This window comes from Armatimonadota bacterium (assembly GCA_031459855.1).
Classification (GTDB): Bacteria; Sysuimicrobiota; Sysuimicrobiia; order Sysuimicrobiales; family Humicultoraceae; genus Fervidifonticultor; species Fervidifonticultor primus.
Map to the genome: position 1 here is coordinate 2336037 of JAVKHP010000001.1, position 26148 is coordinate 2362184.

Annotated in this window: 25 protein-coding genes, 1 tRNA gene and 1 rRNA gene; 24 read left to right on the plus strand and 3 right to left on the minus strand. The window is 72.5% G+C overall.

Going from position 1 to position 26148, the window contains the following annotated elements; translation table 11 throughout:
- The first annotated feature begins 121 nt into the window (after positions 1 to 121).
- Positions 122 to 238: ribosomal RNA gene (gene rrf, locus QN157_10680) — 5S ribosomal RNA — on the plus strand.
- A gap of 318 nt (positions 239 to 556) precedes the next feature.
- Positions 557 to 1873, plus strand: a complete 1317-nt coding sequence (locus QN157_10685) for a CapA family protein (GenBank protein ID MDR7556060.1) — start codon at positions 557 to 559, stop codon at positions 1871 to 1873.
- 106 nt (positions 1874 to 1979) lie between these two features.
- Here the strand turns inward: QN157_10685 and QN157_10690 are convergent, their stop codons facing one another.
- The gene (locus tag QN157_10690; protein ID MDR7556061.1) at positions 1980 to 2411 is read right to left on the minus strand and encodes a hypothetical protein; all 432 of its coding nucleotides are present in this window, start codon (positions 2409 to 2411) and stop codon (positions 1980 to 1982) included.
- A gap of 368 nt (positions 2412 to 2779) precedes the next feature.
- On the opposite strand from QN157_10690, the gene QN157_10695 reads away from it, so the two are divergent.
- The 10 genes from QN157_10695 to QN157_10740 all read left to right on the plus strand — a co-directional run bounded on the left by QN157_10695 (position 2780) and on the right by QN157_10740 (position 11045).
- Positions 2780 to 3928: an FAD/NAD(P)-binding oxidoreductase gene (locus tag QN157_10695; protein MDR7556062.1), complete on the plus strand. Its 1149-nt coding sequence runs from the start codon at positions 2780 to 2782 to the stop codon at positions 3926 to 3928.
- Positions 3929 to 3931: 3 nt separating this feature from the next.
- Positions 3932 to 4882: a threonine/serine dehydratase gene (locus tag QN157_10700; GenBank protein ID MDR7556063.1), complete on the plus strand. Its 951-nt coding sequence runs from the start codon at positions 3932 to 3934 to the stop codon at positions 4880 to 4882.
- A 255-nt stretch (positions 4883 to 5137) separates the two neighbouring features.
- Complete coding sequence (gene rpoZ / locus QN157_10705; protein ID MDR7556064.1) at positions 5138 to 5350, plus strand: DNA-directed RNA polymerase subunit omega; 213 nt, start codon at positions 5138 to 5140, stop codon at positions 5348 to 5350.
- A gap of 269 nt (positions 5351 to 5619) precedes the next feature.
- The gene (locus QN157_10710; GenBank protein MDR7556065.1) at positions 5620 to 6081 is read left to right on the plus strand and encodes a BsuPI-related putative proteinase inhibitor; all 462 of its coding nucleotides are present in this window, start codon (positions 5620 to 5622) and stop codon (positions 6079 to 6081) included.
- A 192-nt stretch (positions 6082 to 6273) separates the two neighbouring features.
- Positions 6274 to 6350: transfer RNA gene (locus tag QN157_10715), tRNA-Met, on the plus strand.
- A gap of 48 nt (positions 6351 to 6398) precedes the next feature.
- Entirely contained in the window at positions 6399 to 7427 is a 1029-nt protein-coding gene (gene tilS, locus QN157_10720; protein MDR7556066.1) for a tRNA lysidine(34) synthetase TilS, read from the plus strand.
- 51 nt (positions 7428 to 7478) lie between these two features.
- Positions 7479 to 9392 carry an ATP-dependent zinc metalloprotease FtsH gene (ftsH, locus tag QN157_10725; GenBank protein ID MDR7556067.1) on the plus strand — a complete coding sequence of 638 codons (1914 nt, stop codon included), beginning with the start codon at positions 7479 to 7481 and terminating at the stop codon, positions 9390 to 9392.
- Positions 9393 to 9416: 24 nt separating this feature from the next.
- Positions 9417 to 10019 carry an isochorismatase family cysteine hydrolase gene (locus QN157_10730; GenBank protein ID MDR7556068.1) on the plus strand — a complete coding sequence of 201 codons (603 nt, stop codon included), beginning with the start codon at positions 9417 to 9419 and terminating at the stop codon, positions 10017 to 10019.
- Positions 10020 to 10167: 148 nt separating this feature from the next.
- Entirely contained in the window at positions 10168 to 10650 is a 483-nt protein-coding gene (locus QN157_10735; protein MDR7556069.1) for a hypothetical protein, read from the plus strand.
- A 23-nt stretch (positions 10651 to 10673) separates the two neighbouring features.
- Positions 10674 to 11045: an ASCH domain-containing protein gene (locus tag QN157_10740; GenBank protein ID MDR7556070.1), complete on the plus strand. Its 372-nt coding sequence runs from the start codon at positions 10674 to 10676 to the stop codon at positions 11043 to 11045.
- Here the strand turns inward: QN157_10740 and QN157_10745 are convergent.
- A complete protein-coding gene (locus QN157_10745) occupies positions 10955 to 11647 on the minus strand; it encodes an RNA 2'-phosphotransferase (protein MDR7556071.1) in 693 nt (230 codons plus the stop codon). The two genes, QN157_10740 and QN157_10745, sit on opposite strands and share 91 nt — an antisense overlap.
- A gap of 87 nt (positions 11648 to 11734) precedes the next feature.
- Between QN157_10745 and ftcD the strand changes: the two genes are divergently transcribed.
- From ftcD to radA, 7 genes are all read left to right on the plus strand, one after another.
- Positions 11735 to 12631: a glutamate formimidoyltransferase gene (gene ftcD, locus QN157_10750; GenBank protein MDR7556072.1), complete on the plus strand. Its 897-nt coding sequence runs from the start codon at positions 11735 to 11737 to the stop codon at positions 12629 to 12631.
- A 4-nt stretch (positions 12632 to 12635) separates the two neighbouring features.
- Positions 12636 to 13475 (plus strand): biotin--[acetyl-CoA-carboxylase] ligase, encoded by an 840-nt coding sequence (locus QN157_10755; GenBank protein ID MDR7556073.1) that lies wholly within the window; start codon positions 12636 to 12638, stop codon positions 13473 to 13475.
- Complete coding sequence (locus QN157_10760; protein ID MDR7556074.1) at positions 13472 to 14476, plus strand: quinate 5-dehydrogenase; 1005 nt, start codon at positions 13472 to 13474, stop codon at positions 14474 to 14476. The genes QN157_10755 and QN157_10760 overlap by 4 nt, the downstream gene beginning before the upstream one ends.
- Positions 14477 to 14500: 24 nt before the next feature.
- The gene (gene era / locus QN157_10765) at positions 14501 to 15385 is read left to right on the plus strand and encodes a GTPase Era (protein ID MDR7556075.1); all 885 of its coding nucleotides are present in this window, start codon (positions 14501 to 14503) and stop codon (positions 15383 to 15385) included.
- 213 nt (positions 15386 to 15598) lie between these two features.
- Complete coding sequence (gene greA, locus QN157_10770; GenBank protein ID MDR7556076.1) at positions 15599 to 16105, plus strand: transcription elongation factor GreA; 507 nt, start codon at positions 15599 to 15601, stop codon at positions 16103 to 16105.
- Between the two features lie 270 nt (positions 16106 to 16375).
- The gene (locus QN157_10775; GenBank protein ID MDR7556077.1) at positions 16376 to 18829 is read left to right on the plus strand and encodes an ATP-dependent Clp protease ATP-binding subunit; all 2454 of its coding nucleotides are present in this window, start codon (positions 16376 to 16378) and stop codon (positions 18827 to 18829) included.
- Between the two features lie 109 nt (positions 18830 to 18938).
- Positions 18939 to 20282 (plus strand): DNA repair protein RadA, encoded by a 1344-nt coding sequence (radA, locus tag QN157_10780; protein MDR7556078.1) that lies wholly within the window; start codon positions 18939 to 18941, stop codon positions 20280 to 20282.
- A 1-nt stretch (position 20283) separates the two neighbouring features.
- Here the strand turns inward: radA and QN157_10785 are convergent, their stop codons facing one another.
- Positions 20284 to 20679: a DUF1573 domain-containing protein gene (locus QN157_10785; GenBank protein ID MDR7556079.1), complete on the minus strand. Its 396-nt coding sequence runs from the start codon at positions 20677 to 20679 to the stop codon at positions 20284 to 20286.
- A 278-nt stretch (positions 20680 to 20957) separates the two neighbouring features.
- Between QN157_10785 and QN157_10790 the strand changes: the two genes are divergently transcribed.
- The 5 genes from QN157_10790 to rlmB all read left to right on the plus strand — a co-directional run bounded on the left by QN157_10790 (position 20958) and on the right by rlmB (position 26135).
- Positions 20958 to 22037: a TRAM domain-containing protein gene (locus QN157_10790; protein MDR7556080.1), complete on the plus strand. Its 1080-nt coding sequence runs from the start codon at positions 20958 to 20960 to the stop codon at positions 22035 to 22037.
- A gap of 21 nt (positions 22038 to 22058) precedes the next feature.
- Positions 22059 to 23213, plus strand: coding sequence for a 2-C-methyl-D-erythritol 4-phosphate cytidylyltransferase (gene ispD, locus QN157_10795; protein MDR7556081.1), 1155 nt, complete (start codon positions 22059 to 22061; stop codon positions 23211 to 23213).
- 86 nt (positions 23214 to 23299) lie between these two features.
- Positions 23300 to 23587 carry a hypothetical protein gene (locus QN157_10800; GenBank protein ID MDR7556082.1) on the plus strand — a complete coding sequence of 96 codons (288 nt, stop codon included), beginning with the start codon at positions 23300 to 23302 and terminating at the stop codon, positions 23585 to 23587.
- Positions 23588 to 23721: 134 nt separating this feature from the next.
- Positions 23722 to 25245, plus strand: coding sequence for a cysteine--tRNA ligase (gene cysS / locus QN157_10805; protein ID MDR7556083.1), 1524 nt, complete (start codon positions 23722 to 23724; stop codon positions 25243 to 25245).
- On the plus strand, positions 25212 to 26135 hold the full coding sequence (rlmB, locus tag QN157_10810; GenBank protein MDR7556084.1) for a 23S rRNA (guanosine(2251)-2'-O)-methyltransferase RlmB: 924 nt from the start codon (positions 25212 to 25214) through the stop codon (positions 26133 to 26135). Before cysS ends, rlmB begins: the two co-directional genes overlap by 34 nt.
- Positions 26136 to 26148: the final 13 nt, after the last annotated feature.

A 26148-nucleotide genomic window follows, 5' to 3' on the forward strand; every position in this document is an offset into this window, starting at 1 on the left:
TGGTGGATGTGTGGCCGGTCTGGGGGCTCGTCGATCGAGAGCCTACCCTGTGAGGGTGCAGTAGTCCGACTCTCAGACCGGTGCACAGCCAGCGGGCGGCCCACGGGGGTCGCCGTGCATTCCCGGTGGCTATGCCGGAGGGGCCACACCCGTTCCCATTCCGAACACGGTCGTTAAGCCCTCCAGGGCCGATGGTACTGCGCTGGCAACGGCGCGGGAGAGTAGGTCGCTGCCGGGAGTCAACGTCGAGGGGAGGCGCACGCCTCCCCTCGACGTCTTTCTGGCCGGGGACGCTGCCGCGTACGCAGGTAGCGGTCGCCCGAACACCGCCGGCGTCCTCGCGCTGCGGCCGACCGGGGACCCGTGCGGACGGCCCGGGGAGCGTGGGCTTCGGGCATCTCGTGAGGGATGAACCGGGCGTGCCGCCCTGGGGACCGTCGCAGCGTGCATGGCGTGCGGGGGGAGCGATTTGGCCGCCCGTCGGTTGCGGTGTCGGGTGCAGGCGTGCAGAGCGGCTGTCGTCGGATACGGCTGATCACAGCGGAGGGACGTCCCGATGCGGTACGCGGCGGTGGGCGACGCGCTGATCACCCGGCGGGTGACGCGCTGGGCCGGGGCAGGGTACGACGCCCTCCTGGCCGTGCTGCGTTCCGCCGATGCGCGCCTCGCCAACCTGGAGGTCTCGTTCGCCAACGGCGTGGGGGCGCCGGCCGCGGGCTGGAGCGGCACCTATCTCACGGCGCCCGCAGGCTGCCTGGACGACCTGGTGGCCATGGGCTTCAACCTGTTCGCCCGGGCCAACAACCACGCGGGCGACTGGGGACCGGACGGGGTGCTGGAGACCACCCGGGTGTGCGATGCCGCGGGCGTCTGCCACGCGGGCGCTGGCCGTGACCTGGCCGAGGCGCGCCTGCCCGCCTACCTCGACCTGCCGGCGGGCAAGGTGGCGCTGCTGGCGGTGGCGACGGCCACGCAGGGCGCCGGCTACCGGGCTGGCCTGCGACGCCATGACAGTCCCGGACGTCCCGGCGCCAACTGTCTGCGGTACGAGGAGTACACCGTGGTCCCACCCCGGACGATGGCGCAGCTGCGGGCCCTGGTGGCGCGCACCAAGGTCGACCAGGTCCGCCGCTACGAAGTCGCCCTGGGCTTTCGGGCGCCCGACCCCGAGGGCGTGCTCTCGATCGGGCCGGTGAAGTTCCGCGAGGGGCGCCGCGCCGGCGAGGCCTGGGAGGTCAACCAGCGGGACGTCGACGAGATCCTGCGGCACGTGCGCGACGCCCGCCGCCAGGCGGATGCCGTGCTGCTGTCGTTCCACGCGCACGAGATGGGCGGCGGCGATCCCGATGCGGTGCCGGCGTTCCACCGTGAGTTTTGTCGGCTGTGCATCGAGGCCGGCTGCGACGCGGTGATCGGGCACGGGCCACACCGGCTGCGCGGGATCGAGGTGTACCGGGGACGCCCGATCTTCTACAGTCTGGGCAACTTCATTTTTCAGAACGAGGAAGCTCAGGGGTTGCCCGCCGATTTCTACGAGCGTCTCGGCCTCGACCCGCTGCTGGCCACGCCGGCCGATGGCTTCGACCGGCGGAACAGTCGCGGGAAGGGCGGGTTCGCCGCCGACCGCGCGTACTGGGAGACCGTGATCGCCTGGTGGGAGGCGGAGGCCGGACGGCTGCGGGAGATTCGGCTCTACCCGGTTACGCTGGGGTTCGGGCAGCCGCGTCCACGCCGCGGCCGCCCCGTGCTCGCCCGCGGTCCGGCGGCGCGCGCCATCCTCGCGCGCATGGACCGTCTGTGTCGGCCCTTCGGGACGCGCGTGGTCTGGCACCGGGGCGGGTACGGTCTCGTGCGCTGGTCGGGCGATGCCTGATAGCACGAGGGCAGCGCACAGGACGGACGAGGGCTCCATCCCGGAGCGTCGTTGTCGCTCGTCGAGCCGGCTGAGGCCAGCGATCGTGCGTCCCGGGGCGGCCCCGTCAGCGGGAGAGCACCCGTGAGACCATCACGGTGCCAAACGGCTGTGAGGTCTGCCGCCGTGCCACTTCCTGTCCGTCCACCACAAGGCGCACGATCAACTCCCCCTCGGCGGTCGCCTTGGTGAACGTGGCCACCACCGCAACCGCCGACCGCATGTGGAACTGCGCGGGCACGTGGCCGCGAGCCGCTTGGGTGACCGCCGGCGTGCCGTACGAGCCTTCGAAGGGTAGCCCCGGCGTGCCGTCGACCACGATCACGATGGTGCGTTCCCGAAACCGCTCCGGCGGGACGTCAGGGCGCACGGGTGCCAGACCCAAGCAGCCGGTGGCGGTGGTTGCGGCGACGACCAGCACGCCGATGCGCAACACACGACGGCACGCGCCGGCGAGGGGAAGCCTGGCAGACCGGTGCAGGATCGCGCGTAAGGTCACGGGCGCCCTCCGGGCGGTACGTTGGAGGGGTCGTTCCGCGGTCCCCGCCAGCCTTCCTGTCGCGCCCGTCCTGGTGACGGTGCGCCTGGGCCGGGTAGTCCCGGACGTCGGGCCCCTGGCTGCCCGCAAGCCTTCTTATCGCGTCCGTCGTCGTGGCGAGCGTCCGCCCCGCTTTTCGGGTGGGCGCGTGCCACGGGTGGGCGTGGGCCATCGGCTCCTCGAGGCGCTGCAGCTGCTTGCTGTCTTCGCGCTGCCTTGAGCGCGGGGCGGTGGCCCGTGGGCGCAGCGTCGAAGACGGGCTGCGGGCGATATCGGCACCCCGTGTAACCTGCTAACATAGAACACGACCTGCTCACGGAGGCTGTGCGATGGCAATGGCGCGCTGTGTGGTACTGGGCGGCGGCTTTGGCGGACTGGCGGCGGTGCACCGGTTGCGTACGCGGCTCGGCGACGACGCCGAGGTCACGCTGATCGACCGCCGGAACACCTTCATGATGGGATTGCGTATCCTGACGGTGCTCGCCGGCAAGGGCACCCGGGCCGAGGGCACGCGGCCGCTGACACGGTTGGCCGCCAGAGGCATCCGGTACGTCCAGGACGAGGTGACCGCGATCGACCTCGAGCGCCGGACGGTCCGCACCCGCACGTCGGGAGCGTGGTCCTACGACGCCCTGGTGGTGGCGCTGGGTGCCGAGCTGCGGCCCGATCTGGTTCCCGGCTACGATCCGGCGGGCTCGAACCTGTACGACCCCGAGCAGGCCGAGGCGATCGCCGCGCGGATCGCCTCGCTGGAGGCGGGGCGCATTGGCATCGGCATCCTCGGGGTGCCGTACAAGTGCCCGCCCGCGCCCTACGAGGCGGCGTTCCTCATCGAAGAGGTGTTGCGGCGCCACGGGGTCCGCGGCCGCGTGGACCTCGAGGTCTTCACCCCGCAGCCCTCCTCGTTGCCGGTGGCAGGACCGGCAGCCTGCGCCGCGGTGGAAGGGCAGCTGGCGGCCAAGGGGATTGCCTTCCTGCCCGGGCGCCGTACGGCCGGCGTGGAGGGGCAGACGGTCGTCTTCGAGGGTGGCGAACGCCGGCAGTACGACGTGTTCATCGGCGTGCCCCCGCACCGCGGGCCGGCTGTGGTCAAGGCGGCGGGCCTCACCGCCGGCGACTGGATCCGTCCCGACCCGCGCACCTGCCGGCTGCCGGCCGATCGCGTCTTCGCCGTCGGTGACGTGGCCGAGTTCCCCCTGGCCAACGGCATGATGCTGCCCAAAGCCGGTGTTTTCGCCGAGGCGCAGGGCATCGTCGCCGCGGATGCGATCGCCGACGAGCTCGCCGGCGGCAGGCCCCAGGCTGCTTTCGACGGGCGGGGCTACTGCTTCATCGAGATGGGCGACGGGCTGGCCACGGCCGTGCGCGGCGACTTCTACGCCGCGCCCGAGCCGCGCATCGAGATCGCCGAGCCCAGTCCCCACACGGTGGACGAGAAGCGCGCGTTCGAGACCAGCCGGCTCGAGGCCTGGTTCTAGCCCGTGATCGGCGATGTCACCATCGACGCCGTGCGCGCTGCTGCCGCACGGATCGCTGACCGTGTGCACCGCACGCCGCTGTGGCGCTCTGAGACCCTGTCGCGGCTCGTGGGCGCGCCGGTCTGGCTGAAGGCGGAGAACCTCCAGAAAACGGGCTCGTTCAAGGCACGGGGCGCGACCAACGCGGTGCGTCGGCTGCCGCCCGACGCCCGGACGCGGGGCATCGTGACCATCTCCGCGGGTAACCACGCGCAGGCGGTGGCCTACGCCGCGCAGCCAGAGGGCCTGCGGTGCGTGGTGGTCATGCCTGCCGCCGCGGCCCAGAGCAAGGTGGCGGCGTGTCGGGAGTATGGCGCCGAGGTGGTCCTGCACGGGACGGTCGCCGACGCCTTCGCACGCTACGAGGCCCTCGTGCGGGACGAGGGCCTCGTCCCCGTGCACCCCTTCGATCATCCGGACGTGATCGCGGGCCAGGGCACCGTGGGGTTGGAGATCGTCGAGGATCTCCCGGACGCCCGCCTGGTGCTGGTGCCGGTGGGAGGCGGTGGGCTGATCAGCGGCATCGCCGTGGCCCTGCGCGGTGCCGGGGTGCGTGCGCGCCTCGTGGGCGTCGAGCCAGAGACGTCCAACGCCATGCGACTGGCCCTGGCCGCAGGTCGGCCTGTGGCGGTGACGCCCGCCTCCATCGCCGACGGGCTGGGCGCGCCTGCCGTGAGTGCCCGCACCCTGGAGATCGTGCGCCGCCTGGTCGACGAGGTGGTGGAGGTCCGCGACGACGAGATCGTGGCCGCGATGCGCCTGCTGCTGGAGCGCGCCAAGCTGCTCGTCGAGCCCGCGGGCGCCGCGGGGCTGGCGGCGTTGCTCACCGGACGGGTACGGATCGACGGCGGGCCCATCGTGGTCGTTCTCTCGGGCGGGAACGTGGACCTGGAGCGGGTGCGGGCCTGGCTCTGAGCTGCGCCCCGCGCCCGCGGCCGCCACGTGACGAGGGCAGCGCACGCGCAGCTGCGGCGTGCGGGAACGCGGTGGCAGCCTGCCCCCCTCGGCCGCAGCGAGACGGGCGCAGCCGCGCCAGCGGTGGGCCGCACGATCGAGCGCAGCCGCGATCCCTCGGGGGAGAGATCCGTGCCGCGCGGGGGCCGCGAGCGGTGATTGACGGTCGAATCGGGCCTGCTACAATCAGGGAGTGTTCGCCGGAGGTGAGTGGGAGTGATCAAGCCCTCGCTGGAGGAACTGCTGGAGCAGGTCGAGAGCAAGTACGCCCTGGTCATCGTCGCGGCGAAGCGTGCGATGCAGCTCCGGGAGGGCGCCCTGCCCCTCGTCGACATCGACTCCACCAACCCGGTCTCGATCGCCCTGGAGGAGATCGCCACCGGGAAGATCCGCTGCGATCTCTCGCAGCTCCAGACGGCCGGCCGCTAGGAGCTGGCCGGAGCCTGCGGGAAGACCTGCGCGTGGACGCTGAATCCCGGAAGCTGAACAGCGCACGCCTGGTGTGCAGGGCCAGGTAGCCCGGGATCCACGACGTCGTTCGGAATCCCGCCCCGTGAAGGCGGGATTCCGTGCTTCCATCTCATGAGGCGGGATTCGCGCTTCCACGGCGTGCGCGCTGTCGGGGAACGGTCACGCGGGAACCTGGAGGCGGTTGGCTGTCGTAGGAGGGGACAGGGGGGAGAGGAGAAGGGGAAGGCATGCCAGGGGCCGTGGTAGCGGTTGTCCTGACCATCCTGCTGGCGGCTACCCCCCCGGTGGCGGAGCGTGCCGTGGGGGATCTGCGCCTCCAGGTGACCGTGGGGAAGGAGATGTTCGTGCGGGGCGAGCCTGTGGGCATCGTCCTGCGCGTCGTCAACAGCGCCCCCACGCCGGTGACGCTGGTCTTCCCGAGCAGCCAGCAGTTCGATCTCGTCGTGCGCCAGCGAGGCGCGCTGATCTGGCAGTGGTCGCACGACAAAGCCTTCCTGCAGGTGATCCGCGAGGTCTCGTGGGCGCCCGGTGAGGTCCGAACGTTCGCGGGGCAGTGGGACCAGCGCGACCTGCAGGGGCGGCAGGTAGATCCCGGGGCCTACGACGTCTACGCCGCCTTCCTGGGCAGAGCGCGTGGTGAGACGCGGGGGACCGAGGTCGGACCGGTGCGCATCACCATTCGGAACTGACTCCGCTTTCCCGACGCGCACAGGTGAGGTGCCTTAGGGGACGGGCCCGATCGCTAGCCAGCCGGTACTGACGGTGGCGCCCGGCGGCGCGTCGTGTCCGTAGCGCCGCCGCCGGCCGCGTGGGCGCCGGGGGTGGTGCCGGCGGGGCACGTGGACGCCGCGCCGGCCCCGCGGCTATAATGGATCCGCTGTGGCGGCGTAGCTCAGCTGGTCAGAGCACGCGGCTCATACCCGCGGAGTCGGGAGTTCGAGTCTCCCCGCCGCCACCACGGAGGGCCAGCACTCCACGAGGAGCCGGTCCGCCCGCCCGACCGGGGATGCCTGACCGCGCGGTGGTGCATCGTGTCGCCCAGCGTGTGCGCGCCGCGCTGCGCGCCGGGCTGGTGGCTGGCCGTGAGACCGTGGTCGTCGGCGTCTCCGGCGGCCCGGACTCGATGGCGCTCCTCCACGTGCTCCGCCGCCTGGCACCGGAGTTCCACTTGCGGCTGCACGTCGCGCACGTCCACCACGGGCTGCACCGGCGCGCGGACGCCCATGCGGCGTTCGTGCGGCGGATGGCCCGCGTATGGGGTGTGCCGGTGTCGGTGGTGCGTGTCGACGTGCGGGGCCTGGCCCGCCGCCAGCGCCTGACCCTGGAGGAAGCGGCACGGACACTGCGGTACGCTGCCCTGGCGCGCATCGCCCGCCGGGTCGGCGCGCGCCGCCTGGCGGTGGCCCACACGGCGGACGACCAGGTCGAGACGGCGCTGTTGCGTCTCCTGCGCGGGGCCGCGGATCCGCTGGCGGGCATGCCCGTCCGGCGCCCGCACGACGGCCTCTGGGTGGTGCGGCCGTTGCTGGGCGTCTGGCGGGACGAGGTGCTGGCCTACCTGCAGGCCGAAGGGGTGCCCTGGCGGCGCGATCCGACCAATCGGTCGCGGATCGCGCTGCGCAACCGGATCCGGCACGACTTGCTACCCGTCCTCGCAGGGTATAACCCCGGCGTGAAAGCCGTGCTGTGGCGCCTGGCACAGCAGGCCGCCGACGACGCGCAGGTGCTCGACGCGCTGGCCGCCGGTGCCGCGCGCACGGCGGTGCGGCGACGGCGGGGGCGCGTGGCGATCGCGGCCGAGGCGTTGCGCGCGCTGCCCGCGGCGCTGCAGCGCCGGGTCGTCTACCAGGCGCTACGCGATGCGCGCGGGAACATCCGCGGCCTGGCGTTCGTCCATATCGAACGGGTGCGGGAGATGACGCTGGACGGCCGCCCGGGGGAGCGTGCCGATCTGCCGGGGCTCGTGGCTCTCCGCACCGCCCAGGCTGTGGTGCTCCAGCCCGTGCGGCGCCGACGCCGGACGGGAGCGGGGTAGATGCTATAATCGAAGTACAGCGCGCGACGGCGCGCGGGGGATCGGGGGCCTGTGACCAACCGGTATCTGCGCAACCTCATCGTGTGGGCCGTGATCCTGGCGGTGGCCTTTCCGTTTGCGCTGCAGCTGTGGCGGCGGGCCCCGCGGGAGGTGATGGACTACAGTGCCTTCGTCGAGCAGGTCCAGGCGGGGCAGGTGGTGCAGGTCGAGATCGGCGACGGCACCGTCAACGGGCGTCTGAGGAACGGCCAGCAGTTCACGACTTACATCCCCCCGGGGGACGCCTCGTACCTCGAGCTGCTCAAGGCCAAGGGCGTGGCCATCAAGGTCGAGCCCCGGTCCCGGACGAGCCTGTGGCCCAGCCTGCTCTCGACCCTGCTGCCCATCATGCTGCTGGTCGGCCTGTGGATGCTCATGCTCCGCCAGGCGCAGTCGGGGAGCAACCAGGCCATGGCGTTCGGCAAGAGCCGCGCCCGCCTCCACACCGACAGCAAGCCCAAGGTGACGTTCGCCGACGTGGCGGGCGTCGACGAGGCCAAAGAGGAGCTCCAGGAGGTCATCGAGTTCCTCAAGTACCCGAAGAAGTTCCAGGCGCTGGGCGCCAAGATCCCCCGGGGCGTGCTGCTGGTGGGACCGCCCGGCTCGGGCAAGACCCTCCTGGCCAAGGCCGTGGCGGGCGAAGCCGGGGTGCCGTTCTTCTCGATCTCGGGCTCCGAGTTCGTGGAGATGTTCGTCGGGGTGGGCGCGTCGCGCGTGCGGGACCTGTTCGACCAGGCCAAGAAGAGCGCGCCGTGCCTGGTCTTCATCGACGAGATCGATGCCGTCGGGCGGCAGCGCGGCGCCGGGCTGGGCGGCGGACACGACGAGCGCGAGCAGACCCTCAACCAGCTGCTGGTCGAGATGGACGGGTTCGACCCCAATGCGGGGATCATCGTGATCGCCGCCACCAACCGGCCGGACATCCTCGACCCGGCGCTGCTGCGGCCCGGGCGGTTCGACCGGCGCATCGTGGTGGACAACCCGGACACCAAGGGCCGCCGGGCGATCCTCGACGTGCACGTCCGCGGCAAGCCCCTGGCCGGCGACGTCGACCTCGACGCGCTGGCCAAGCGCACGCCGGGGTTCTCGGGGGCCGATCTGGCCAACATGGTCAACGAGGCCGCACTGCTGGCCGCGCGGCGCAACAAGAAGAAGATCACGGCCGCCGAGTTCGACGAGGCCATCGACCGGGTGATCGCCGGCCCGCAGCGGCGCAGCCGTATCCTCACGCCCAAGGAGCGGGAGCTCACCGCGTACCACGAGGCCGGCCACGCGCTGCTGGCCAAGGTCGTGCCCGGTGCCGACCCGCCCCACAAGGTGACGATCCTCCCGCGGGGACTGTCGCTGGGGTACGTGATGTTCGCGCCGCCCGAGGACAAGTACACCTACACGAAGCAGGAGATCCTGGCGCGGATCACCGTGGGGCTGGGCGGCCGGGTCGCCGAGGAGGTCGTCTTCGGCGAGGTGACCACCGGCGCCCAGAACGACTTCGAACAGGCGACGGAGCTGGCCCGCAAGATGGTCACCGAGTACGGCATGTCGACCAAGCTGGGCCCCCTGTCGCTGGGCAAGCGCCACGGGCCGGTGTTCCTGGGCCGCGACCTCGTCGAGAGCCGCAACTACAGCGAGGAGATCGCCTACGAGATCGACAAGGAGATTCGCCGGATCATCGACGAGTGCTACGAGCAGGCCCGCCAGCTCATCGTCAGGCACCGCGACGCGCTGGAGCGCATCGCCCGGGCGCTCGTCGAGCGCGAGAGCCTGGAAGCGGACGAGCTGGCCCGCCTGTTCGAGGGCAGGCCCCTGGAGCCGCCGGCCGCCGGGCCGCCGGCGGCGGAGCCCGCCCCCGAGCCTGCGGTCGAGCCGCGGGTCCGCCCCGAGGCGCCGCTGCCGCGGCTGCGGCCCAAGCCCGAAGCGTCGACCTAACCACAGCAGCAGGTGAGCGCGACCATGCCGCGGACCGTGGAGGTGCCCGAGTACGTCGTCCAGGACACCGTGACCGTATCCGCCGGGACGGCGGCGTTGGTCGTGGTGGACATGCAGAACGACTTCGTGTCGACGGGCGGGGCCCTGGTGGTGCCCGACGCCGCCCGCACCGTGCCGGTCATCGCCGGGCTGTTGGCCCGGGCCCGGAGCGCCGGTGCCCGGGTGTTCTACACGCAGGACACCCACGCGGAGGGGGATCCCGAGTTCCCCATCTGGGGCCCGCACTGCCTGGAAGGCAGCTGGGGCTGGCAGATCGTGGACGCCCTGGCCCCGCAGCCGGGGGACCGGGTGATTCGCAAACTGCGCTACGACGGGTTCTTCGGCACCCCGCTGGACCACGAGTTGCGGCTGGCCGGCGTCCAGACCGTGGTCGTGTGCGGCACCGTGGCCAACATCTGCGTGCTGCACACCGCCGGCAGCGCCGCGCTGCGCGGCTACCGGGTCGTCGTGCCGGTGGACGCCGTGTCGGCCCTCACCCCGTTCGACCTCGAGGCGGCCCTGCGGCAGGTGCACTTCCTCTACCGGGGGACGCTGGTGCGCGCCCCCGGACTGACGTTCGCCCCCTGAGGTCTCCGGGCGCCCCGCACGCCAGGGCCATGGCGCGGTCTGCCGGGCCAGCCCGGAGCACCGACGCGTGCGCCACGCGCACCGGCACGACGGGCAGGGGTGCTCCCCGGGCGGTGGAATAGTCTCTTGTCGACACGGGAGGTGGCAGGTGACGGGCGTGCGATCCAAGAGCCTGGCGCGCAAGACCGGGATCAACATCGTGCCCATCGCCGTGTACGTGGCGGTGGCGGTGCTGGTGACCGGCGGGATGTACGTGTGGGACTTGAGCTACCGCCGCCAGCAGGAGGCGCGGCGGCGGCCGCCCGAACCCGAGGTGCTGGCCAGGAACCTGGTGGAGAACATCGTCGGTGCCAATACGGTCCGTGCGGTGACCGTCGACCGGGAGAAGAAGACCGTGGCGGTGACGTTCACGTCGGTGCTCTTCAAGCCCGAGAAGCCCAAGAAGGAGCTGCGGGACCTGCTCGAGGCGGAAGCGACGCTGGCCACCCAGGCGATCTTGAGCCAGATGCGCGACTACGGGACGGTGACGGCGACCCTGGTCCACGACGGCACCACGCTGGCCACGGCGACGGCCACCCGGGGCGCCGCCACGGTGCGCATGACGTACGTGGACGCGCGCCTGAAAGACTGACCGCCGACCACGCGGAGGAGCCGATGTTCGCGTTGAACTTCTACTCGTCGCTGTTCGCCGAGGCGTTGCGCACGGGCCGCAAGACCGTGACCATCCGCCTGGGCAACAAGACGGACAAGTACCAGGACGGGCAGGTGGTGTGGGTCACGGTGGGCCGCCGGTTCGGCACGCGGCGCAAGATCTTCCCCGCCATCATCGACCGCGTGGAGGTGAAGCGCCTGGCGGAGGTCACGCCGCGGGAGATCGAGCGCGACAACCCCGAGCTCCGGCGGCACGAAGAGCTCATGGAGTTCCTCTCGAAGATCTACGGCCGCCCCGTGTCGCTGGACGACGAGGTGTCGGTGATCCACTTCTCCCGGATCGAAGAGGGGTCGGGCGTCGCCGGCGACGCTTGAGGCACGGCCGGCTGCCAACCGGTTCCGTCGGGCACCAGCAGGACGGTGGCGGGCAGCGCGCGGGTGAGGTAGAGCCCGGGGCCGGCGCGCCAGAAGACAGCACCGGCCTCGTGGGCCCGGCGCGCCCGCACGGCCACCACGACGACGGCCTCCGCGTGCCGGCGCGCCACGGCGGCCGCCTCGCCGGGGGTCGTCGCCAGGTGCACGTAGCGGCGCGTCCCCGGCCGCAGCCCTTCGCTGCGGATCGCCGGGAGGGCGTCCTGCGGCGCGCCGTAGTAGAGCCACTCGGGCGGGACCACCGGCTCGCCGGGGGCCTCGACCTGCACCGTGTGGCCGTAGCGCGCCCGGATGCGCCCGTCGCGCAGTTCGTACCGGCGGGGATCCGCAGCGGCCACCGCGGCCACGTCGGCCGCGGTGAGCGTCTCCCAGCCCGGTTGCGCCGCCAGTGCCCGAGCCAGTGCCTCGAGGCTGGTGAAGCCCTCGGGATCGAGCGTCAGCCCAACGTCCTCGGGCTTGTGGCGGAGCACCCGCGCGAGCAGCCGGCTCAGACGGAGCCGGCGCGATGCCGACCGGTCGGGACGTGCGCCGCGCGTCGCTGGCATGAGCGTTCCGGGAGGAGAGGTTGGCTGTGGCGTCATGGAGAACCTGCCACCGGCGATCCGCACGGCAGACTGGGGGAGCGTGAGCGCGTGCCCGGACGTGTGGTGGAGTGCGTGCCGAACGTCAGCGAGGGCCGGCGGCAGGACGTCGTCGACGCCATCGTGCGGGCCGTGCGCGCGGTGGAGGGAGTGCGGGTGCTTCACGTGCACTCCGACCCCAGCCACAACCGCAGCGTGGTCACCATGGTGGGGTCTGCCGACGCCGTCGGACAGGCGGCGCTGGCCCTGGCCCGGGCTGCGGTCGAGCACATCGACCTGCGTGTCCACCGCGGCGAGCACCCGCGGATCGGCGCCGTGGACGTCATCCCGTTCGTCCCGATCGGCGAGACGACCATGGAGGAGTGCGTGGCGCTGGCCCGCCGGGTGGGTCAGGAGATCTGGCAGGCGCTGCGCGTGCCCGTGTACTTCTACGCCGAGGCGGCGACCGCGCCGCACCGGGTCCGCCTGCCAGACATTCGCCGGGGCGAGTTCGAGGGGCTGGCCGAGAAGATGGCGCAGCCCGCCTGGCGCCCTGACGTCGGCGATCCCCGACCACACCCGACGGCCGGCGCGGTGGCCGTCGGCGCCCGGCGGCCGCTGGTGGCCTACAACATCACCCTGCACACGGCCGACGTGGGGATTGCCCGCGCCATCGCCCGCGCCGTGCGCGAGTCGAGCGGCGGGTTGGTGCACGTGCAGGCGATGGGCGTGCGGGCGGCGTCGGGGCAGGCCCAGGTGTCCATCAACGTGCTGGATGCGACCCGGACACCGCTGCACCGGGTGTTCGACCTGGTGCGTCTCGAGGCCGACCGGCGCGGGGTGGCTGTGGCGGAGAGCGAGATCGTCGGGCTGGTGCCGCTGGACGTCCTCGTCGACGTCGCGCGCGCCTACCTGCGCCTGTGGACGTTCGAGCGCACCCAGGTGCTCGAGCTCCGGCTGACGGAGTGAGGCGATGCACGCGGGGCTGCCGGATCCCGTGACGGGGCACGCACAGCGCCCTGCGCGCGGGCAGGAGGCCCACGGCGCGCCCGGCGGGGCGCGGACTGCTCGCGTGGTGTTGGGGCGCCCCCTGGTGCGCATCTGGGAGGTGACCTCCACCAACGACGTGGCCTGGGGACTGGCGCGCGCCGGCCTTCCTGAGGGCGCCGTCGTCGTGGCTTCACGGCAGACGCACGGGCGGGGGCGCCTGGGCCGCGCATGGGCCTCGCCGGACGGCGGCCTGTGGTGCTCGGTCCTGCTGCGTCCTCCGTCGCAGTCGCGCTGGCCGTTACTGAGCCTGGCCGCAGCCCTCGCCGTGGCAGAGGCCGTGGAGACGGTCGCCGGGGTGGCGGCGGGCGTGCGCTGGCCAAACGACGTGCTGGTAGCAGGGCGCAAGGTGGCAGGTATCCTGCTGGAGGCCAGCGGCGACGCGCTGGTGATCGGGGTCGGGATCAACGCCAACGTTGCGCTGGAGGCACTGCCCCTCGAGGTCCGCGCCACGGCCACGTCGCTGGCCGTCGCAGCGAGCCGTCCGGTGGACCTGGAGGTCCTGCGGCTGGCCCTCCTGGAGCGCCTGGCCGCCTGGTACGAGGCGTGGCAGAGGGGGACGGACCTGACCGGCGCATGGGCCCGGCGCGACGCCCTGGCGGGCCGACGGGTCACCGTCCGCACGCCGGAGACGATCGTCGAGGGCACCGGCGACGGCGTGGCGGCCGATGGCGCCCTGCGGGTGCGTCTCGCCGGGGGCGAGGTCCGCCACGTGCTGGTCGGCGACCTGGTGACCCTCAGCGCGGAGCGCGAGCCCAGCGCATGATCCCCGAGGCGGCCGGAACGCCCGCCTGCCAGACGCCCGCGACGCCACCTCCGGCAGCAGGCCCCGCCGACCGCCCGCGGCACGTGGTCAGCGCCAGCCTCGGCTCTCGCCGGGGCGATCATCGCGTCGAGACGACCCTGCTCGGCCAGCGCTTCATCATCGAACGCATCGGCACCGACGGCGACTACCGGGCCTGGTGTCGGTTGCTGCGCGCGCTCGACGGGCGGGTGGACGCGATCGGGCTCGGGGGGATCGACCTGGCCCTCGTGGCCGGCGCCCGGCGCTATCCCGTGCGGGACGCGGTCCGGGCGGTGGCTGGTCTGCGCACGCCCGTGGTCGACGGCTGGGGCATCAAGAACAGCTGGGAGCGGCACGTCGTCCAGGAGGTGCTGCCCCAGGCCCTGGGCACCCCGCTGCGCGGGCGACGCGTGCTGCTGGTCTCGTCAGTGGATCGGTACGGCATGGCCGAGGCGTTCACCGACGCCGGCGCCGACGTGATCTTCGGCGACTTCATGTTCGGGCTGGGCCTGCCGATCCCGCTGCGCGGGCTGCGCACGGTGCAGGTGCTGGCCGCCGTCCTCCTGCCGGTGCTCACGCGGGGGCCGTTCACGTGGCTCTACCCCACGGGGGCTCGCCAGCACCGCAGCACGCCCCGGTTCGGCGGCATATACCGGTGGGCCGAGATCATCGCCGGCGACTTCCACCTCATCAGGCGGTACATGCCCCCGTCGCTGCCGGGCAAGGTCGTCCTGACCAACACGGTGACCACAGCCGACGTGGAGGACCTGCGGCGGCGCGGGGTGGCGCTGCTGGTGACGACCACGCCGGAGATGGGCGGCCGGTCGTTTGGCACCAACGTGATCGAAGCCGTGCTGGTCGCGGCTGCGGGCCGCCGGCCGGAGGACCTGCGCCCGGAGGACTACCTGGCGTGGATGCGGCGCGTGGGCTTCCAGGCGCGCGTCGAGCGGCTGGCGCCGCTGCCCGGGGCTGGCGGCGCGTAGGCCGCGGGGGTGGACGAGGAGGCCGTGGCGCACCGGTCCGGGTTCGTGGCCCTGGTGGGTCGTCCCAACGTGGGGAAGTCCACCCTGCTCAACCGGGTGGTCGGCGCGCGGGTGGCCATCACCTCGCCGGTGCCGCAGACGACCCGCACGGTGCTGCGCGGCATCCTCACGCGTCCCGACGCCCAGGTGGTGTTCGTCGACACGCCGGGGATCCACGCGCCGCGCCACCGCCTGGGCGCCTGGATGGTCGAGCAGGCCCGCCGCGTCCTGACCGAGGTCGACCTGATCGCCTGGGTCGTCGACGCTGCGGCCGGCCTGCGCGACGACGATCGCGTCGTGGCCGCCCGGCTGCAGGGCGTCACGAGGCCGGTGGTGCTGGTGGTGAACAAGATCGACGCCGCAGCTCCGACGGCCGTCGACGCCGTGGCCGCCGAGGCCGGGGCCCTGGTGCCGGCGGTCGCGGTCTGCCCGCTGTCCGCGGAACAGGGGCTGGGCGTCGCGGAGTTCGTGGACACGATCGTGGCGCGCCTGCCCGAAGGCCCGCCCTACTATCCTGATGCCATGCTCACCGACCAGCCGGAGCAGTTCCTGGTCCGCGAGCTCATCCGCGAGCAGGTCATCCGGCACACCCGCGAGGAGGTGCCCCACGCGGTGGCCGTGGAGATCGAGGAGTTCGCCGAACGCGACCGCGAGACGGTCTACGTGCGGGCCACGGTCCACGTCGAGAAGCCGTCGCAGAAGAAGATCGTCGTGGGCCGCGGTGGCCAGATGCTCAAGGCGATCGGCACCGCGGCGCGACGCGAGATCGAAGCCCTGCTGGGCCGCAGGGTCTACCTGGACCTGTGGGTGACGGTCACGCCCGACTGGCGCGAGAAGCTGGCGGTGATCCGTCAGTTCTACCCCGAGTGAGGGTGGACGGATGCGGTGGGAGCTGCGGCATCGGCGCCCGGTACGTCACCCGCTGGCAAACCCAGCAGCGACAGCAGGAAAGTGTTTCGGAGCTACTGAGCCAGGACACCGGCTTGACGCCCCCTCACCCCGCTGGTATGCTGAGGCCAGCCGTCACCCGACCGCCGGGCGTGCGTCCGGCGGTCGAGTCCATTGTATCGGCGGGTTGCGGTGATGAAGAACCCGAAGCACGCCAGGGCCAACGACGCCGAGAAGGAGACGATCCTGACCCGCGAGGGGCTGCGCAAACTCGAGGAGGAACTCGAACGCCTCAAGGGCATCCGGCGCAAGGAAGTGGCCGAACGCATCAAGCAGGCCAAGGAGTTCGGCGACCTGGCGGAAAACGCCGAGTACGACGACGCCAAGAACGAGCAGGCGTTCATCGAAGGGCGCATCCTGCAGATCGAGCAGATGCTGCGCAGCGCCCGCGTCATCGACGACGCCGCCGTGGCGAGCGACGTGGTCTCGGTGGGGTCCACCGTGCGGCTCAAGGACGTGACCGCCGGCGGCGAGCTGACCTACACGATCGTGGGGTCCGCCGAGGCCGACCCGCTGGCGGACCGCATCAGCAACGAGTCGCCCGTAGGGCAGGCACTGCTGGGGCGGAAGAAGGGCGAGACCGTCACCATTCGGGTACCGGCTGGCACGCTGACGTACACGATCCTCGACATCGTGCGCTAGCGCCCGTCCCGACGGGACGGCCACACCCCACCCGGTCCCGCCGGCGGGCCGGTTGGGTACATTCACCAGTAGACGTCGCCCTCCGTGCCGGGCGCGCCCGGGAATGCCGCTGGAACGGGGCGCGTAGAGATGAAGTGAGGGAGGGACGGACGTCCCTGCCCGCATGGCGTGGAACCAAACAGGCAGGAGTGCCGTTGGAGCAGACAGAATCCGTGACAGGCGACAGGCGGGGTTCCTCTCACCCTCCCAAGAGAGGAGCGTGCAGTGCCGATGTTTGAACGGTTCACCGAACGCGCGCGCCGCGTGATCATCCTCGCGCAGGAAGAAGCCAAGCGCCTCAACCACAGCGCGGTGGGGACCGAGCACATCCTGCTGGGGATCATCCGGGAGGGTGAGGGGGTCGCCAGCAAGGTCCTCGAGAGCCTGAACATCAGCCCCGAGCGGGTGCGCGCCGAGATCGAGGGGGCCATCGGCCGCGGCGAGCGCTCGCCCCACGAGGAAGTGGCATTCACACCCCGGGCCAAGAAGGTGCTGGAGCTGGCCCTCGACGAGGCCCGGCGGCTCGGGCACAACTACATCGGTACCGAACACCTGCTGCTGGGCCTGATCCGGGAAGGTGAGGGCGTCGCGGCCCGGGTCCTGGAGGCCATGGGGGCGGACCTGGACCGCGTCCGCGCCCAGGTGGTCTACCTGCTGGGCGAGGAGGGGACCACGTCCTACGCCAAGCAGGCCAGCAAGACCCCCACCCTGGACGAGTTCGGCCGCGACCTGACCAAGCTGGCCCGCGAGGGGAAGCTCGACCCGGTGATCGGGCGGGAGCGCGAGATCGAGCGGGTCATCCAGGTGCTGTCGCGACGCACCAAGAACAACCCGGCCCTGATCGGCGAGCCCGGGGTGGGCAAGACCGCCATCACCGAGGGCCTGGCGCAGCGGATCGTCCGCGGCGACGTGCCGGAGGTCCTCCGCCACAAGCGCGTCGTCCAGCTGGACCTGGCGGCGCTGGTCGCCGGCACCAAGTACCGCGGCGAGTTCGAAGAGCGCATGAAGAAGGTCATGGAGGAGATCCGCAAGGCCCAGGGTGAGGTCATCCTCTTCGTCGACGAGCTCCACACGCTGGTGGGGGCGGGCGCCGCCGAAGGTGCCATCGACGCCAGCAACATCCTCAAGCCGGCGCTGGCCCGGGGCGAACTGCAGTGCATCGGCGCGACCACCCTGGACGAGTACCGCAAGTACGTCGAGCGCGATGCGGCCCTGGAGCGTCGCTTCCAGCCGATCCTGGTGGCCGAGCCCACCGTGGAACAGACCATCGAGATCCTCCGCGGCCTGCGCGACCGGTACGAGGCCCACCACGGCGTCACCATCAGCGACGAGGCCCTGGTGGCGGCGGCCACCCTGGCCGACAAGTACATCTCCGACCGGTTCCTGCCCGACAAGGCCATCGACCTGATGGACGAGGCGGCCAGCAAGATCCGGCTGCAGGCGTCGTTCCTGCCCCAGGAGGTGCGCCAGGCCATGGAGCGGGTGGAGCGCACCCGCCGCGAGAAGGAGGAGGCCAGCAAGGCCCAGGACTTCGAGCGCGCGGCGCAGCTCCGGGACCGCGAGCGCGTGCTGCGGCAGAAACTGGAAGAGCTGCAGGGCTCCCTCAAGCGCGAGAAGGGCCGTGAGCCCACCGTGGTGACGGCGGAGGACATCGCCGACATCGTCTCGTCGTGGACCGGGATTCCCGTGACGCGGCTGGTGGAGGAGGAGACGCAGAAGCTGCTGCGGATGGAGGAAGCCCTCCACGAGCGCATCGTGGGCCAGGACGAGGCGGTGCGGGCCGTGGCCAAGGCCGTGCGGCGCGCGCGGGCGGGGCTCAAGGATCCGCGGCGGCCCATCGGGTCGTTCATCTTCCTGGGCCCCACCGGCGTGGGCAAGACCGAGCTGGCCCGTGCCCTGGCGGAGTTCCTCTTCGGCGACGAAGGGGCCCTGGTCCGCATCGACATGTCCGAGTACAGCGAGCGGCACACGGTCTCGCGGCTCGTGGGCTCGCCGCCCGGCTACGTGGGCTACGAGGAGGGCGGGCAGCTCACCGAGGCCGTACGCCGCCGGCCGTTCTCGGTGGTGCTCTTCGACGAGATCGAGAAAGCGCACCCCGAGATCTTCAACGTGCTGCTCCAGATCCTGGACGATGGGCGGTTGACCGACGCCCAGGGCCGGACGGTGGACTTCAAGAACTGCGTCATCATCATGACGAGCAACGTCGGTGCCCCGCAGCTCGACAAGGAGGTCGGCATCGGCTTCCGGGCCGCCGGCTACGACGAGACCGTCGACCGCGAGCGACAGTACGAGCGGATGCGGGAGCAGGTCATGGAGGAGCTGCGTCGGACGTTCCGGCCCGAGTTCCTCAACCGGCTGGACGAGATCATCGTCTTCCGGCCGCTCACCCACGAGCAGATCAAGGCCATCGTGGGGATCCTGATGGAACGCGTGCGGCGCGAACTGCGGGGCCAGAACATGGACCTGGAGCTGACGCCGGCCGCGCAGGAAGTGCTGGCGCGCGAAGGCTACGATCCGAAGTTCGGCGCGCGGCCGCTGCGCCGGGCCATTCAGCGGCTCATCGAGGATCCCCTGTCCGACGAGTTGCTGCGCGGGCAGTTCCGGCGCGGCGACGTCGTGGTCGTCGACGCCCGCGACGAGACCATCGTCTTCGAGCGGAAGCGCGAGCCGGCCCTGGCCGAATAGCCGCCGGCCGGCCCCGACGCCGGTGGACCCGGGCCCGCGGGCCCGGGTTCGTGTTTCTGGTCGGGGCATACGACCGGCCACCGGCCGATGACCGGAGAGGGGGCCCACAGTGGAGCGCAGTCGCTACGTCTGCCAGGCGTGCGGGCACACCTCCGCCAAGTGGCTGGGGCGGTGTCCGGGGTGCGGGGAATGGAACACGCTCACCGAGGAGGTGGTGCGGGCCGCGCCCCGGGCGGGCCGATCGCCGGTCGCCGCCGCGGAGCCGGTGTCGGTGGCCGCGGGCGATCTTGCGCAGGAGACGCGCACGAGCACCGGCCTGGCCGAGGTCGACCGGGTGCTGGGCGGAGGGCTCGTGGCGGGCTCCGTGGTGCTGGTGGGCGGCGACCCCGGCGTCGGGAAGTCGACCCTGCTGACGCTCATCGCGCACCGGCTGGCCCAGACGGGCCGGCCGGTCCTCTACGTGACTGCCGAGGAGTCGGTGCGCCAGACCCGCCTGCGGGCCGAGCGGCTGGGCGCCCTGGCCCCGACGCTGCTGCTGCTGGCCGAGACCGACCTCGACGCCATCGCCGAGACGGTGCGGCGGGTACGGCCGGCGGCGCTCGTCGTGGATTCGATCCAGACCGTGTACCGCGGCGATGTGGCCTCGGCGCCGGGCAGCGTCGCCCAGGTCCGCGAGTGCGCGGCCCTCCTGGTGCGCCTCGCGAAGGACGAGGGCGTGGCGACCTTCCTCGTCGGGCACGTCACCAAGGAAGGTGCGCTGGCCGGCCCCCGGGTGCTGGAGCACCTGGTGGACACCGTGCTGTACGTGGAGGGCGACCGCCACCACACCTACCGGGTGCTGCGGGCCACGAAGAACCGGTTCGGTCCCACCAACGAGATCGGGGTCTTCGAGATGACCCCCGCGGGGCTCGTCGAGGTCCTCAACCCCTCTGCGGCGTTCCTGTCGGAGCGTCCGGCGGGCACGCCGGGCTCCGCCGTGGTGTGCGCCATGGAGGGCACACGACCCATCCTGGTGGAGGTGCAGGCCCTGGTGACCCCAACGCACTTCGGCATGCCCCGGCGGACGGCGTCGGGCGTCGACTACAACCGGGTGGTGCTGCTCCTGGCGGTGCTGGAGCGGCGCGCGGGGCTGCGGCTGGCGGACCAGGACGTCTACGTCAGCGCCGCCGCCGGCCTGACCGTCGAAGAACCGGCGGCCGACCTCGGCATTGCGCTGGCGGTCGCCAGCAGCCTGCGCGACCGCGCGGTGGACCCACGGACGGTGCTCGTCGGCGAGGTGGGCCTGGCGGGCGAGGTGCGCACCGTCCCGCAGCTCGCCCGGCGGGTCGCCGAGGCCGCCCGGCTGGGGTTTGCGCGCGTCGTCGTGCCCGCGCGGGCGGCGGCCGACCTCGCCGTCGGCCTCGAGGTGGTCGGCGTTCGCGACCTTGGCGAGGCGCTTGGGGTCCTGCTCTAGCTCAGGTCAGGTGGAAGATGCCCAGCGTGGCGACCCGTTCGTGCTCCTTGCGCAGGATGGCGTCGAGGTCGAGGTCGAGCAGGCTGGCGGTGGCCGCCAGGTAGAACAGCGTCGTGCCGATCTCGGTCTCCACGATCTCGCGGCAGCGCTCGCACAGGGCACCGTCGACGTGCGTCTGCACCACGGATCGGACTTCCGCCAGGCTCATCTCGGCGGGGAAGCGCTGCTTGCCGGCCTTGATGGAGATGCACCCGCAGGTGGTGACACACTTGGCGATGGCGCGGTTCACGCGGGCGACCGACTCGGTGAGCTTGCTCTGGACGTCGAGGATGCTGCGGTGGCGGATCAGGTATTCTGAGACGGTGTGCTGGAAGGAGCCTTGACCGATCTCAGCCATCGTTGCCGCTCCTCGCAAGACGATCGCGCATATCGAGATGATAGCGGCCCCATTATAGAGACGGCGTTGCGTCGCTGTCAAACACTTGCCGTCGGGAACGTACGCAGGACTGCGACGCTCTCGGCGCGTCCGGACGGCGAGCTATGCGCGCATAACGCATATTGCCATCCCGGCGTGCGCTTCTCGCGCGGCGAAACGGTGTGCTATACTCTGGGCCACGAGCGGGTGCCACGGGAGGGGCCAGCGCGGCGCGTGCACGACGGCCCGAGGGGTGGCTCATGCGGGACAGCGTGATGCGGGCGGTCGGTGCCCTGCTGGGGGGCGTGGTGGGCTACCAGATCGCCGTGGTGGCGGGCGAGTACTGGCCATCGGTGGCTGCTGCGGGGTTCCGCCCGCAGGCCCTGGGGGTGATCGTCGGCGGGCTGGTCGGCCTGCTGGCGGTGCCGCCGCTCTCGCGGGCGTTCGTCGCGGCCATGGCGTGGGTGTTGCGCCCGCTGGAAGGCCTCTCGCTGCACGACCTGCTCCTGGGCGGGCTGGGCCTGGGGGTGGGCCTGATGCTGGCGCTGTTCGTGGGCTACCTGCTGGAGGGCATGCCCCTCATCGGGCCGTACGTACGGCTGGTCGCCGGCCTCGTGCTGGGCTACGTGGGGCTGCACGTCGCTCTGCAGCGGCGCGACGAGCTGGCGGGCATCCTACGGCGGCAGGGTGAGCGACCCGCCGGGGAGCGTCGCCCGGCGCGTCCCAAGCTCCTGGACACCAGCGTCATCATCGACGGGCGCATCGCCGACATCTGTCGCGCAGGATTTCTGGAAGGTCCGCTGCTGGTGCCGCGCTCGGTGCTGACGGAGTTGCAGCGGATCGCGGACTCCGCCGACAGCGTGCGGCGCAACCGGGGCCGGCGGGGTCTGGACATCCTCAACCGCCTGCGGCGGGAGCTGGAGTCGGTGCAGGTGATCGAGGACGTGGGGGACGCGCTGGACGTCGACGCACAGCTGATCGCCCTGGCCCGGGCCCACGACGCCTGGCTGGTCACCAACGACTTCAACCTGAGCAAGGTGGCGGAGCTGCAGGGCGTGCGCGCCCTCAACGTCAACGAGCTGGCCCAGGCCGTGCGACCGGCGGTCCTGCCCGGTGAGGAACTGACGGTGCAGGTCATCCGCGACGGGAAGGAAGCGGGCCAGGGGGTGGCGTTCCTGGACGACGGCACGATGATCGTCGTGGAAGGCGGCAAGCGCCTCATCGGCGAGACCTCCGAGGTCGTGGTCACCAGCGTGCTGCAGACGTCGGCGGGGCGCATGATCTTCGCGCGCCCCAAGTCGAGCGAACCCACAGGGTCCTCGTCGCTGCCCCGGCGGTGAGGCTGGCCTCGTCGCGCGCCCGTGCGTGAAGAGACCGCCGGCGCGGTCGTCGTGGCTGCCGGCGAGGGGGTGCGGCTGGGGGGATCCGTCCCCAAGCCGTTCCTGCCTCTGGATGGCGCCAGCGTGCTGGACCACGCGCTGGCGGCGTTCGTGGCGTGCCCGCGGATCGGCCCGATCGTCGTGGTGGTGGCGGCGGGGGTCGTCGACGAGGTGCGCGCCCGTCTCGCCGGTCGTGTCGCGGCCGTCGTCGCCGGCGGTCCCACGCGCCGTGCATCGGTCGCCGCGGGACTCGCCGCCCTGGAGGACGTCGCGTGGGTCGTGGTCCACGACGGCGTGCGTCCCTTCGTGACGACGGACCTGATCGAGCGCGTCCTGGCCGCGGCTGCCGCGACCGGTGCGGCGACGCCCGGGCTGGCCCTGACCGACACGGTGAAAGCCGTGGCGGGCGAGTGGGTGCGCCAGACCGTCGATCGTAGTGGGCTCGTGGCGGTGCAGACGCCCCAGGCGTTCCGCACGGCGCTGCTGCGCCGGGCGCATGCGGAGGTGCCGCTGGACGCGCCCGTCACCGACGACGCCGGCCTGGTCGAGCGGCTGGGCGTGCCGGTGCGCGTCGTGCCCGGTGATCCCGCGAACCTCAAGATCACCACCCAGGCGGACTACGAGCTGGCCCGGCGCTACGCAGCACGCGATCCCGGGGGGATGCGCGTCGGGGTGGGGACGGACGTGCATCGTCTGGTGCCCGACCGGCCGCTCGTGCTGGGCGGCGTGCGTATTCCCCACCCGCGCGGGCTCGATGGCCACTCTGACGCCGACGTGCTGACCCACGCCATCATCGACGCGCTGCTGGGTGCTGCGGCGCTCCCGGACATCGGCCGGCAGTTTCCTCCCGACGATCCGCAGTTCCGGGGCGCCGATAGCCTCGGCTTGCTGGCCCGGGTGGTCGACCAGCTGGGGGCCGCCGGATGGACCGTCATCAACGTCGACGCGGTGGTCTGCGCGCAGGCGCCCAGGCTGGCGCCCTACGTGGAGGCCATGCGCGACCGGCTGGCCGAAACGCTAGGGATCGCCCCCGCCCGCGTGGGCATCAAGGCCACGACCTGGGAGGGCCTGGACGCCGCCGGGCGGGGCGACGGCATCACGGCCCAGGCCGTGGCCCTCCTGCAACGACGCGGATGAGTCGCCAGCCGCCGCGGGGAGCGTCTCTCACCAGACGCCGTCCAGGCGCCGGTGCTCCCTCGCGCCGCGACGGGCCGGCGGTAGACGTGATCTTCGTCGAGCGGACGGCGCTGGCCGAGCCGGTCGTGGTGGAGCTGGCGCCGGGCGCGGGGATGCGCCCCGCGGGGTTCTGGCGCGACCGCGAGTTCTACACCGTGGTGCGCACCATGGCCGTCCGCCGCGAGCACGAGGCCGTCTACTATCGGGTGGTCACCGATCGCGGGGCGTTCGAGCTGCGGCGGGTGCGCCGCATGCATCCCCTCACGCTCCGGACCCACCGGGCGTGGGAGCTGTGTGCCGAGCTGGAGATGGTGCCCGTTGCCCGCCTGCCCTGACGCCGGCGAGGACGCCGACGGCCTGTGAGGGTGCGTCACGCGGCCGGCCAGGAGGGTTCCGCGCCGCCGGCCGCCCGTGCGTCCCCTTGTGGGCGGCGCCGGACGCCGGGTAGACTGATCACGCGAGGTGGGCCATGCCGCTGTACGTCTACAACTCGCTGACCCGCCGCAAGGAACTGTTCACCACCCTCGAGCCCGGCCGCGTCCGCATGTACGTGTGCGGTCCCAACCTCTACGGCCCGGCCCACGTGGGGCATGCGCTGTCCTACACGGTCTTCGACGTCATCCGGCGGTACCTGGAGTATCGGGGCTATCAGGTGCGCCACGTCCAGAACTTCACCGACATCGAGGACCGGATCGTCGAACGCGCGCGGCAGGAGGGGCGGACCATCTTCGAGATCAGCCAGGAGTACCTGGAGCGCTTCCTGGCCGAGATGGACGCGCTCAACATCCAGCGCGCGCACCACTACCCCCGAGCCACGGCGGTCATTCCCACGATGATCGAGATCATCCAAGGGTTGATCGCCCGCGGCCATGCCTACACCGTCGATGGGGACGTGTACTTCCGGGTCACGTCGTTGCCGCAGTACGGGCAGCTGTCGGGCCGGACGCTGGAGCAGATGCAGGCCGGTGCCCGGGTGGACGTCGACGAGCGCAAGGAGCACCCCATGGACTTTGCGCTGTGGAAGGCCGCCAAGCCCGGCGAGCCGGCCTGGGACAGCCCGTGGGGGCCCGGGCGGCCGGGGTGGCACATCGAGTGCTCGGCCATGGCGATGCAGTTCCTGGGCGAGCAGCTCGACATCCACGGCGGCGGGGAGGATCTGCGCTTTCCGCACCACGAGAACGAGATCGCCCAGTCGGAGGCGTACACCGGGCGACGGCCGTTCGTCCGCTACTGGATCCACAACGCCCTGATGAAGCCGCCGGTGGGCGAGGAGATGCACCGGCACCTGGGCAACTTCGTGTCGATCCGCGACGCGCTGGCCCGGTACGACCCCAACGTGATCCGGCTGTTCATCCTGTCGGCGCACTACCGCACGCCGCTCCGCTGGCTCGACGAGGCCCTGGCCGCGGCGGGGCGCGGGCTGGAGCGCCTGCAGACGGCGCTGGCCAACGCGGCCACCGCGCTGGAGCGCACCCCCGGGGTGCCCTCCGCAGGCCCCCTGGCGGAGCGCGCCGAGGCGGCACGGGCGGCCTTCGAGGCGGCCATGGACGACGACTTCAACACGCCGCAGGCACTCGCGGCGCTGTTCGACCTGGCCGCCGACGTCAACCGCGGTGCCGCCGCCGCGCTCCAGGGCGATCCTGCCCTCGCGGGTGGACTGGCGGCGGCCGCGGAGACGTTGCGGCGGCTGGCCGGCGTGCTGGGGTTGCGTCTGGAGCCTGACCGCGTGCCGGAGGCGACCGCGGCCGCGCTGGCGCGACTGCTGGACGACCTGCGTGCGCGGGAGCCCGCGCTGTTCGGCGACGGGGCGCCGCCGGAGCGTCCGGAGGCGGTGGTGGCCGCGCTCCTGGCCGGGAGAGATCGCGCCCGTCAGGCGCGGCGCTACGACCTGGCCGACGACATCCGGCGGCGGATGCATGAGCTGGGGATCGTTGTCGAGGACCTCCCCGGAGGAGCACGGTGGCGGATCGCCGCGCGCCGGGAGCCGGCGTAGCCGCCCCGGCCCGTCGCGACGCCTCCGCCGGGCGGCCGGGGCGCCTGGCCGGTGCGGGAGGGCCGGATCCCGGGACCACGCAGCTCGAGGGGCGCCATCCGGTGCTCGAGGCGTTGCGCGCAGGACGGCCACTGCGCAAGCTCGTGGTCTCGCGCGCCGCGGCGGGGAGCGCCGCCCTGCGAGAGGTGATCGCCGAGGCGCGGCGCCGCGGGGTGCCGGTGCACGAAGTCTCCCCCGACGTGCTGGCCCGTCTGGCGAGGACCCGCACCCCACAAGGGGTGATCGCGTACGCCGCCGTGCGGGAAACCGTGGACGTGGACGCGCTCCTGGAGATCGCCCGCAGCCGCGGCGAGGCGCCGTTCGTCGTGGTCCTCGACGGCGTCGAGGACCCGGGCAATCTCGGAGCGATCCTCCGTGCGGCCGACGCCACCGGCGTACACGGGGTGGTGATCCCACGCTGGCGTGCGGTGGGGCTCACGCCAGCGGTCGCGGCGGCCTCGGCCGGCGCCGTCGAGTACGTGGCCGTGGCGGCGGCGGCCAGCCCGGCCCAGGTCGTCGAGCGGCTCAAGCGTGCCGGGCTGTGGGTGGTCGGGGCAGACCCGGCCGCCGCGCAGGTACTCTACGAGGCCCCGCTGCGGCCGCCCATCGCGGTGGTGATCGGAGGCGAGGGGCGGGGGCTGTCGCGCCTGGTGCGCGAGCGCTGTGACCTGCTGGTCCGGATCCCCATGTACGGGCGGGTGGCGTCGCTCAACGCCGCGGTCGCCGCGGCCCTGGTGCTCTACGAGGTCCGGCGGCAGATGCGGCAGGCGGCGCCGGCGCCCGCGGGAGGGTCGCTACCGGTGGGAGCGGGCGCGGGCACCACCGCGAGCGCCGCGGCACCGCGCGCTTGACGCACCAGGACGC

Bases quoted from the DNA above. Each gene is read 5' to 3' on its own strand.
- QN157_10755 (MDR7556073.1), top strand. From the start codon at position 12,636: ATGCACGCGGGGCTGCCGGATCCCGTGACGGGGCACGCACAGCGCCCT.
- cysS (MDR7556083.1), top strand. From the start codon at position 23,722: ATGCCGCTGTACGTCTACAACTCGCTGACCCGCCGCAAGGAACTGTTC.
- QN157_10760 (MDR7556074.1), top strand. From the start codon at position 13,472: ATGATCCCCGAGGCGGCCGGAACGCCCGCCTGCCAGACGCCCGCGACG.
- QN157_10730 (MDR7556068.1), top strand. From the start codon at position 9,417: ATGCCGCGGACCGTGGAGGTGCCCGAGTACGTCGTCCAGGACACCGTG.
- tilS (MDR7556066.1), top strand. From the start codon at position 6,399: ATGCCTGACCGCGCGGTGGTGCATCGTGTCGCCCAGCGTGTGCGCGCC.
- QN157_10785 (MDR7556079.1), bottom strand. From the start codon at position 20,679: ATGGCTGAGATCGGTCAAGGCTCCTTCCAGCACACCGTCTCAGAATAC.
- greA (MDR7556076.1), top strand. From the start codon at position 15,599: ATGAAGAACCCGAAGCACGCCAGGGCCAACGACGCCGAGAAGGAGACG.
- QN157_10695 (MDR7556062.1), top strand. From the start codon at position 2,780: ATGGCAATGGCGCGCTGTGTGGTACTGGGCGGCGGCTTTGGCGGACTG.
- QN157_10775 (MDR7556077.1), top strand. From the start codon at position 16,376: ATGTTTGAACGGTTCACCGAACGCGCGCGCCGCGTGATCATCCTCGCG.
- QN157_10790 (MDR7556080.1), top strand. From the start codon at position 20,958: ATGCGGGACAGCGTGATGCGGGCGGTCGGTGCCCTGCTGGGGGGCGTG.
- QN157_10685 (MDR7556060.1), top strand. From the start codon at position 557: ATGCGGTACGCGGCGGTGGGCGACGCGCTGATCACCCGGCGGGTGACG.
- QN157_10745 (MDR7556071.1), bottom strand. From the start codon at position 11,647: ATGCCAGCGACGCGCGGCGCACGTCCCGACCGGTCGGCATCGCGCCGG.
- QN157_10740 (MDR7556070.1), top strand. From the start codon at position 10,674: ATGTTCGCGTTGAACTTCTACTCGTCGCTGTTCGCCGAGGCGTTGCGC.
- QN157_10710 (MDR7556065.1), top strand. From the start codon at position 5,620: ATGCCAGGGGCCGTGGTAGCGGTTGTCCTGACCATCCTGCTGGCGGCT.